Raw genomic sequence first — 8,784 nt, 5'->3', positions numbered from 1 at the left:
GGCGATGAAAGCACCACCACCATCACCATCGATGTCCATGACGTCTGCCTGGTTGCCACACCGGACCAGGAAATCAGCGTCCACGAAAAAGCCCTCGACCTGAACCAGGACGGCCAGGACCTGGCCCCCGGCACCGTCACCGGCAGCGCTCCGAGCGCCACCAGCGAGACCGCTAGCGGCAGCCTTGTCGGTTCGGTCAGCGGCGCCGTGGGTGCAGTGACCTTCGCCCTGGTGGGCAACGCCACCGGTGCCTACGGTCAATTGTCGCTACAGCCCGACGGCTCCTACACCTACACCCTGACGGCGCCGGCCACGACCACGCCCCACGCCAACGATGGCCCGAACGTATTGAGCGAAAGCTTCACCTATCAGGCCACGGACTCGTTGGGCAACACGGTCACCAGCACCATCGTCATCGACATTGTCGACGATGTGCCCAAGGCTCATGCCGATGTTGCCTCGGTGCTGGAGGGCGGCACGGTCAACGGCAATGTGCTGGACAACGACGTGCTAGGCGCGGACGGTGGCGTGGTGGTCGGCGTGCGCGCCGGCAACGATACCTCGACCCCGGCCGTCGGCGGCCTCAACACCCACCTCAACGGCAGCTACGGCTACCTGACCCTGGACGCCAACGGCAACGCTGTCTACCACAGCAATCCGAACACCGTCAGCGTCCCGGGCGCGACGGATGTCTTCACCTACACCGTGCGCGATGCCGATGGCGATGAAAGCACCACCACCATCACCATCGATGTCCATGACGTCTGCCTGGTTGCCACACCGGACCAGGAAATCAGCGTCCACGAAAAAGCCCTCGACCTGAACCAGGACGGCCAGGACCTGGCCCCCGGCACCGTCACCGGCAGCGCCCCGAGCGCCACCAGCGAGACCGCTAGCGGCAGCCTCGTCGGTTCGGTCAGCGGTGCCGTTGGCGCAGTGACCTTCGCCCTGGTGGGCAACGCCACCGGTGCCTACGGTCAATTGTCGCTACAGCCCGACGGCTCCTACACCTACACCCTGACGGCGCCGGCCACGACCACGCCCCACGCCAACGATGGCCCGAACGTATTGAGCGAAAGCTTCACCTATCAGGCCCCGGACTCGTTGGGCAACACGGTCACCAGCACCATCGTCATCGACATTGTCGACGACGTACCCAAGGCTCACTGCGCCGCTGCCTCGGTGGTGGAGGGCGGGACGGTCAATGGCAACGTGCTGGACAACGACGTACTGGGTGCCGACGGCGGCGCAGTCATCGGCGTGCGCGCCGGCAACGACACCTCGAATCCAGCCATCGGCGGCCTCAACACCCAGATCAATGGCACCTACGGCTACCTGACCCTGGACGCCAACGGCAACGCCGTCTACCACAGCAATCCCGACGCGGTTGGTGCAGCGGGCGCGACGGATGTCTTCACCTACACCGTGCGCGATGCCGATGGCGATGAAAGCACCACGACCATCACCATTGATGTACACAACAGCTGCCTCGTCGCCGAAACCGACCACGACATTACCGTCTACGAGAAAGCCCTCGATCTGAATCAGGATGGCCAGGACCTGGCCCCCGGCACCGTCACCGGCAGCGAGCCGAGCGCCACCGGTGAAACCGCCAGCGGCAGCTTGGTCGGTTCGATCAGCGGAGCCACCGGCGCCGTCACCTTCAACCTGGTGGGCAACGCCACCGGTGCCTATGGCCAGTTGCAGCTTCACCCCGACGGTTCCTACACCTACACCCTGACGGCGCCAGCCACGACCACGCCCCACGCCAACGATGGTCCGAATGCCCTGAGTGAAAGCTTCACCTACCAGGCCACGGACTCCCTGGGCAACAGCACCACCGGCAGCCTGGTGGTCAGCATTGTCGATGACGTGCCCAAGGCTGTCGCGTCCGAGCGTTCGGTCACGGCGACCGAGATCGATTCCAACCTGCTGATCGTGCTCGACGTCTCCGGCAGCATGAAAGACCCCTCCGGCGTGTCGGGGCTCTCGCGGATGGACCTGGCCAAGCAGGCGGTCAGCGCCTTGCTCGACAAATACGACGACATGGGCGATGTAAAAGTCCAGCTCGTGACCTTCAGCGGCAGCGCTACCGACCAGAGCGCCGTGTGGGTAGACGTGGCAACGGCCAAGACGCTGATCGCCGCGCTGACGGCGCACGGTGACACCAATTACGATGCGGCCGTGGCGATGGCCCAGACGGCGTTCGCAACTTCCGGCCAACTGACCGGCGCACAGAACGTTGGCTATTTCTTCTCCGACGGCAAGCCGACCTTGGGCGAAATCGGCTCGGCGGATGAAGCCGCGTGGAAAGCCTTCCTCGACGCCAACGGCATCAAGAACTACGCCATTGGCCTGGGCAGCGGCGTCAGCAATGCCCACCTCGACCCGCTGGCCTACGACGGCAGCACCCACACCAACACCAACGCGGTGGTGGTCACTGACCTGAACCAGCTCAACTCGGTGCTCGCCGACACCGTGCAAGGCGCGCCGGTCACCGGCAACCTGCTGGGCGAAGGGGGTTCGTTCGGTGCCGATGGCGGGTTTGTCAAAAGCCTGGTGGTCGATGGCACCACGTACAGCTACGACCCGGCGGCCAACGGTGGTCACGGTGCATTGACCGCTAGCGGCGGGCTCAACCACGGCGCCTTCAATACCGCCACCAACACACTGAGCATCGCCACCGACCACGACGGCACTCTGGTGGTCAACCTGGATACCGGTGCGTTCAGCTATACCTCCCAGACCGTCACCCATACCTTGATCACCGAGAATATCGGCTACACCGTCAGCGATAACGACGGTGACCTGGCAAGCTCCAACCTAGTGATCAAAGTCGTTCCGAACAGCCCGCCGATCGCTGTCGATGACAACGTCATCACCAACGTGCTGTCGGGCAACATCGTGATCCCGGGTGAATTGCTGCTGGGTAACGACAGCGACGCCAACGGCGATCCGCTCACGGCTTCGCCCACCAGTTTCAATACCGGTTGGCTCGCCAAGGGCGCGGACTTTACCGGCAGCATCGGCACGGCGAGCTTTACCGGCAACAACGTGCAGTCGATCAACCTCAACCGCAGTGCTTTCGTTGCCAATACCGCGAGCATGACGGCGATGCTGGTGGTCAGCGGTGCCCTGGGAATGGTCTCCAACAACAACGCCAACGACGAAGACCGGCTCAACATCAGCCTCAAGCAGGGCGAAACCCTCACCCTGGACCACAACCTCTCGGCCGGTCGCATTGCGATGGAGTATTCGCTCAACGGCGGGCCATTCATTGCGATCAATGACGGCGCATCTTTCACCGCGGCAGCGGATGGCAACTATCAGATCCACGTCACCAACATCGCCAATCCCGGCGGCGGCAACGCCAACGCTGCGGAAAACTACCAACTGACTCTGACTGTCGATTATGCCGGGGCGCAGGACAAGACCGCGGATTTCCACGGCAGCTACACGGCCAGCGACAACCACGGCGGCAGTGACAGCGCCTCGGTCGGCATCAGCTATCAGGCGGGCCACACCCTGACGGGCACCAGTGGCGACGATGTGCTGTTGGCCGGCAATGGCGACGATGTCCTCAATGCGGGGGGCGGCAATGACACCCTCAGTGCCGGTTCGGGCAACAACACCTTGCAGGGTGGGGCGGGCGATGACGTGCTTTACAGTGGCGCGGGCAATGACCTGCTCGATGGCGGCAGCGGTCATGACACCGCCAGCTACGCCCACGCCACCTCGGCGGTCACGGTGAACCTGGGCCTGCTCGCGGCACAGAACACCTTGGGCGCCGGCACCGATACGTTGGCAGGCATCGAAACCCTGGTGGGCTCGAACTTCAACGACACCCTCACCGGCGACGGTGCCAGCAATCGCATCGACGGCGGGTTGGGCCATGACGTGCTCAATGGCGCGGGCGGCGATGACCTGCTGATCGGCGGCCAGGGGAACAATACCCTGACCGGCGGCAGTGGCGCCGATACCTTCCAATGGCAGGCGGGCAACAGCGGCCACGACGTGATCACCGACTTCGCGCCCGGCGTCGACAAGCTCGACCTGTCCCAACTGCTGCAAGGGGAGAACGGCAGCGCGGCGTCACTGGATGACTACCTGCATTTCTCCGTCAGCGGCAGCGGTGCATCAGTCACCACTAGCATCGACATCAGCGCCCTTGCCGGCGCCACGCCGAACCAGACCATCGACCTGGCCGGCGTCAACCTGGCCAGTCACTACGGCGTCACGCCGGGCGCGGGGGGAATCATCGGCGGTGCGGACACGGCGACCATCATCAATGGGATGTTGAATGATCACTCGTTGAAGGTGGATACGGTGTGAGGTGAGCTGAGCTGAAATGACAAAACCCGCCATGTCCGGTTTGGATGTGGCGGGTTTTGTTTATTTCAGTGAAGACAAATGGGGGACCCACAGCTACCTGAAGACACACAGGCCCCTGTGGCGAGGGAGCTTGCTCCCGCTCGGCTGCGCAGCAGTCGCAAAAGGCCTGGCGCGCAATGCCTGGGAGATTGAATAATCCTGAGAGGGGCGGCTTCGCCACCCAGCGGGAGCAAGCTCCCTCGCCACGTTAGATATTCAGGGCTTGCGCAGCGTTTTTTGCCTGAGAATATAAACCGTCACCAGCACCGCACTGGTGAGCATGAACCCCCGCGCCCATGGCAATGGCACCAGGTAGCAGGACAACAGGATGCTGGCCCACATCAGCCCGATGGCATAGACCTTGCCCTTGAGCGGGATGCCGTTGCCGCTGAGGTAGTCGCGGATCCACGGGCCCAGGTGGGGATGCCCTACCAGCCATTGGTAGAAGCGCGGTGAACTGCGAGCGAAGCAGGCCGCGGCCAGCTGCAGGAAGGGAGTAGTGGGCAGGACGGGAATAAAGATGCCGATGACCCCCAGCACCACGCTCAACCAGCCGATGGCCAGTAGAGCGTAACGCAGGATCAGCGGGCGGTTGCCGACGGGCGAGGGCACCCGGTCACTCAGTGGTGGCGAGGCTTGAGGATCGCCGGTTTCTCGTCCGGGGCGTTGCACAGCAGGTACAAGGCGGTGAGGGCTTCGGGGATCTGGACGATCATGTCGTCCATCAAGTTCGCGTCGGCGGCGATGTCGGAAAACTCCGGTTGCTCGTCGAACAGGCCGGAACCGACCATGATCGGCAACAGCATTTCGCTGACTTCCTCTTCGGCGGATTCGAACCAGGCGGCGTCGCGCAGGAACACGCCTTCCATGAAGCCGATGCACCAGCCGCGCAGCTCCGAATCGTCCGGGTCATCGCCCAGGTCCAGCTCGCACGGCAGCTCGAATTCTTCATCGGAAGCCAGTTGGCGGGCGATGTGGGCCTTGAGGCCAATCAGCGTGGCTTCGATTTCGGCGCGCTGGGCTTCGTCGCTGTAGTGCGGCTCTTCGGCGACCAAGGCGTCGATCCACTCACGCTCCGGCACTGTTTCTGCGCAGATGGACAGGGCGGTCAAGTAGCCATGAGCGGCCACGTAGTCCAGCGCTTCGTCGTGCAGCTCATCGGCGTCGAGGAAGACTTGCAGGCGGGTCAGTTGCTCAGCGAAGGACATTACGGGCTACCTTGGGGAATAAACAATGCGGGAATTCTAGGCCTTCTTGAGCGCCCAGGCCAGCCGCGTGGTGGATTTGCCTTCTCATTGGGGGCTGGGTTGCCCCAATGTCCAGGCGCATACCCCCTGTGGCGAGGGAGCTTGCTCCGCTGGGTGGCGAAGCCGCCCCATAAAACAGGGCCGCTGCGCGCCCCAGCGGGAGCAAGCTCCCTCGCCACAGGTTTGGGTGTTGTCCAACACTCGCCGCTAGCACCTCTTGTCAGCAGCCCCCTTTGCAACGAAGGCCTCGGGTATACTGCCGCGTTTTGCGATGCCCTGCGGCGTCCCGCCGGTTCGAAACGCGCACTTACGATTTGCCGGTGCAGCGTTTGTGATTCTGAACCAGCCTTGCAGGGATGTTTCGGTGATTTTTGGAGTTTCTATGCTCGAACAGGCTCAACGCGTCCTCAAGGACATCTTCGGCTACGACAGTTTCCGTGGCCGCCAGGGTGCCATTATTGAGCGCGTGGCCAACGGTGGCGAGGCCTTGGTGCTCATGCCCACCGGCGGCGGCAAATCCTTGTGCTTCCAGGTACCGGCGCTGCTGCGCAACGGCCTGGCGGTGGTGGTTTCGCCGCTGATCGCGCTGATGGACGACCAGGTCGCGACCCTCGAGGAACTGGGTGTCGCCGCCGCGTCGCTGAACTCGACCCTCAGCGCCGAGCAACAGCGAGACCTGGCGACGCGGATCAAGCGCGGCGAAGTGAAGATGTTGTACCTGGCCCCGGAACGCCTGGTGCAGCCACGCATGCTGGCGTTCCTGCAGAGCCTGGAAATCGCCCTGTTCGCCATCGATGAAGCCCACTGCGTGTCCCAGTGGGGTCATGACTTCCGGCGTGAATACCTGCAGTTGGGGCAACTGGCGGAACTGTTCCCCGACGTGCCGCGCATCGCCCTGACCGCCACCGCCGACAAGCGCACCCGCGAGGAAATCGTCGAGCGCCTGCATTTGCAGGATGCCGAGCGGTTCCTGTCGAGTTTCGACCGTCCGAATATTTTCTACCGCATCGTGCCCAAGGAGCAGCCGCGCAAGCAGTTGCTGGCGTTCCTCGCCGAGCGCCGCAGCGATGCCGGCATTGTCTATTGCCTGTCGCGCAAGAAGGTCGACGAAGTGGCGGCGTTCCTGTGTGAACAAGGGTTCCCGGCGTTGCCGTATCACGCCGGCCTGCCCAACGACCTGCGGGCCTACCACCAGAAGCGCTTCCTCAACGAGGAGGGCCTGATCATGGTGGCCACCGTGGCGTTCGGCATGGGCATCGACAAGCCCAACGTGCGTTTTGTCGCGCACCTGGACCTGCCCAAGTCCCTCGAGGCGTATTACCAGGAAACCGGGCGCGCCGGCCGTGACGGCTTGCCAGCCGATGCCTGGATGGCCTACGGCCTGCAAGACGTGGTGATGCTCAAGCAGATGCTGCAGAACTCCGAGGGCGATGAGCGGCACAAGCGCCTGGAGCAGCACAAGCTCGACGCCATGCTCTCGCTGTGCGAGGAAACCCGCTGCCGTCGCCAGACGTTGCTGGCCTATTTCGACGAAGACATGCCCCAGCCGTGCGGGCACTGCGACAACTGTGTCGATGGCGTGGAAACCTGGGACGCCACCGAACCGGCCCGCCAGGCCTTGTCGGCGATTTTCCGCACCGGCCAGCGTTATGGCGTCGGGCACCTGGTGGACGTGTTGCTGGGCAAGGACAACGAGAAGGTCCGCAACTTCGGCCACCAGCACCTGACGGTGTTCGGCGTGGGCAAGGCCCGTACCGAGGGCGAGTGGCGTTCATTGTTCCGGCAACTGGTGGCCCGTGGCCTGGCGGACATCGACCTGGAAGGCTACGGCGGCTTGCGTTTGTCCGAAACCTGCCGGCCCTTGCTCAAGGGCGAGGTCACCCTCGAACTGCGCCGCGACCTCAAGCCGGCAACGGCAGTCAAGAGCAGCAAGAGCCAGGCCAGCCAATTGGTCCGTGGCGAAGAGCGCGAGCAATGGGAAGCCTTGCGCGCCTTGCGGCGCAAGCTGGCCGAGGAACACGGCGTACCGCCGTACGTCATCTTCCCCGACTCCACGCTGCTGGAAATGCTCCGCAGCCAGCCCACTTCCCTGGCGGAAATGGCCCGGGTCAGCGGTGTGGGGGCGCGCAAGCTGGAGCGTTATGGCGAGGCCTTCCTCCAGGTGCTGGGCGGTGAAGCCGAAGCGCCGAAAGCGGTGGCCGATGTGCGCCACGAGCTCATCACCCTGGCTCGGGCCGGCATGACCCCGGTGCAGATCGCCGGGCAATTGCAATGTTCGGAAAAAAACGTCTACACGATGCTGGCCGAGGCGATTGGCAAACAGCAGTTATCCCTGGAGCAGGCCCTGGATCTGCCCGAGGAGCTGATGGGCGAAGTACAGGACGCTTTCCTGGATGGCGAAGGCGAGTTGCCGCCAGTGTCCGAAGTCGCCGCGTTGTTTGTCGGACGGGTGCCTGAAGGTGTGCTGTACTGCGTCAGGGCTGCATTGCAGTCGGAATTTGAAGTCTGATCAGTGAGTTGCGCTCCTTTAACGATTCAGTACAAGGCCAGCCTTGCTTGAATCCAAAGCTCATGCTTAGCTGACTAATAATTAGTTTTTCTCTATTTCAGATCTGATGAGTTTTTTATGCCGTTAACCGATCAACACCGTTTTGGCATGCAGTTGGCGCAGATGTCCCGAGGCTGGCGTGCCGAACTGGACCGTCGCCTGGCCGGGTTGGGCCTGTCCCAGGCGCGCTGGCTGGTGCTGCTGCACTTGGCCCGTTTCGAACAGGCGCCGACCCAGCGCGAATTGGCCCAGAGCGTCGCGGTCGAAGGCCCGACCCTGGCCCGCTTGCTCGACAGCCTGGAAACCCAGGGGCTGGTGCAGCGCCAGGCCGTGGCAGAAGACCGCCGGGCCAAGAAAATCGTGCTCTGCGCACCGGCCCTGCCCTTGATCGAACAGATCGAAACCATTGCCACGCAATTGCGCCGGGAACTGTTCGAAGGTGTCGACGAGGCCGACATGCGCGTCTGCATGCGGGTCCATGGCACGATCCTGGCCAATCTGGAAAAATCCTGAGGTATATCCCTGGCGTCAGACTTTTGAGATTCGCCGGTTAGCGAACTATAACCAGTAGTAAGCGTTCCTATTGAGGGCGTTTATGCCGAGGTTGGTTCTGGTAAT

The 8,784-nt window shown here is 63.2% G+C and carries 5 protein-coding genes; 3 read left to right on the top strand and 2 right to left on the bottom strand.

Going from position 1 to position 8,784, the window contains the following annotated elements; translation table 11 throughout:
- Positions 1-4,332, top strand: a 4,332-nt coding sequence (locus HGO40_RS04105) for a cadherin-like domain-containing protein (RefSeq protein WP_250961983.1), incomplete at its 5' end; no start/stop codon positions are given.
- Between the two features lie 255 nt (positions 4,333-4,587).
- Here the strand turns inward: HGO40_RS04105 and HGO40_RS04100 are convergent.
- Both HGO40_RS04100 and HGO40_RS04095 read right to left on the bottom strand, forming a co-directional pair.
- The gene (locus tag HGO40_RS04100; protein ID WP_250961982.1) at positions 4,588-4,983 is read right to left on the bottom strand and encodes a YbaN family protein; all 396 of its coding nucleotides are present in this window, start codon (positions 4,981-4,983) and stop codon (positions 4,588-4,590) included.
- Between the two features lie 8 nt (positions 4,984-4,991).
- On the bottom strand, positions 4,992-5,579 hold the full coding sequence (locus HGO40_RS04095) for a UPF0149 family protein (RefSeq protein WP_250961981.1): 588 nt from the start codon (positions 5,577-5,579) through the stop codon (positions 4,992-4,994).
- Between the two features lie 421 nt (positions 5,580-6,000).
- Between HGO40_RS04095 and recQ the strand changes: the two genes are divergently transcribed.
- Positions 6,001-8,127, top strand: a complete 2,127-nt coding sequence (gene recQ / locus HGO40_RS04090; RefSeq protein WP_250961980.1) for a DNA helicase RecQ — start codon at positions 6,001-6,003, stop codon at positions 8,125-8,127.
- A gap of 117 nt (positions 8,128-8,244) precedes the next feature.
- On the top strand, positions 8,245-8,679 hold the full coding sequence (locus tag HGO40_RS04085) for a MarR family transcriptional regulator (RefSeq protein ID WP_003199001.1): 435 nt from the start codon (positions 8,245-8,247) through the stop codon (positions 8,677-8,679).
- The last annotated feature ends 105 nt before the right edge of the window (positions 8,680-8,784 follow it).

The sequence above is a fragment of the Pseudomonas sp. CG7 genome (assembly GCF_023701885.1).
GTDB classification, from domain to species: domain Bacteria; phylum Pseudomonadota; class Gammaproteobacteria; order Pseudomonadales; family Pseudomonadaceae; genus Aquipseudomonas; species Aquipseudomonas zanjanensis.
The sequence above is the reverse complement of the archived record's forward strand: the minus strand, read 5'-3'. Positions and strand labels throughout refer to the sequence as shown.

What these genes read in the sequence shown, in the direction of transcription:
- HGO40_RS04095 (WP_250961981.1), bottom strand. Translation starts at nt 5,579, where the DNA reads ATGTCCTTCGCTGAGCAACTGACCCGCCTGCAAGTCTTCCTCGACGCC.
- recQ (WP_250961980.1), top strand. Translation starts at nt 6,001, where the DNA reads ATGCTCGAACAGGCTCAACGCGTCCTCAAGGACATCTTCGGCTACGAC.
- HGO40_RS04085 (WP_003199001.1), top strand. Translation starts at nt 8,245, where the DNA reads ATGCCGTTAACCGATCAACACCGTTTTGGCATGCAGTTGGCGCAGATG.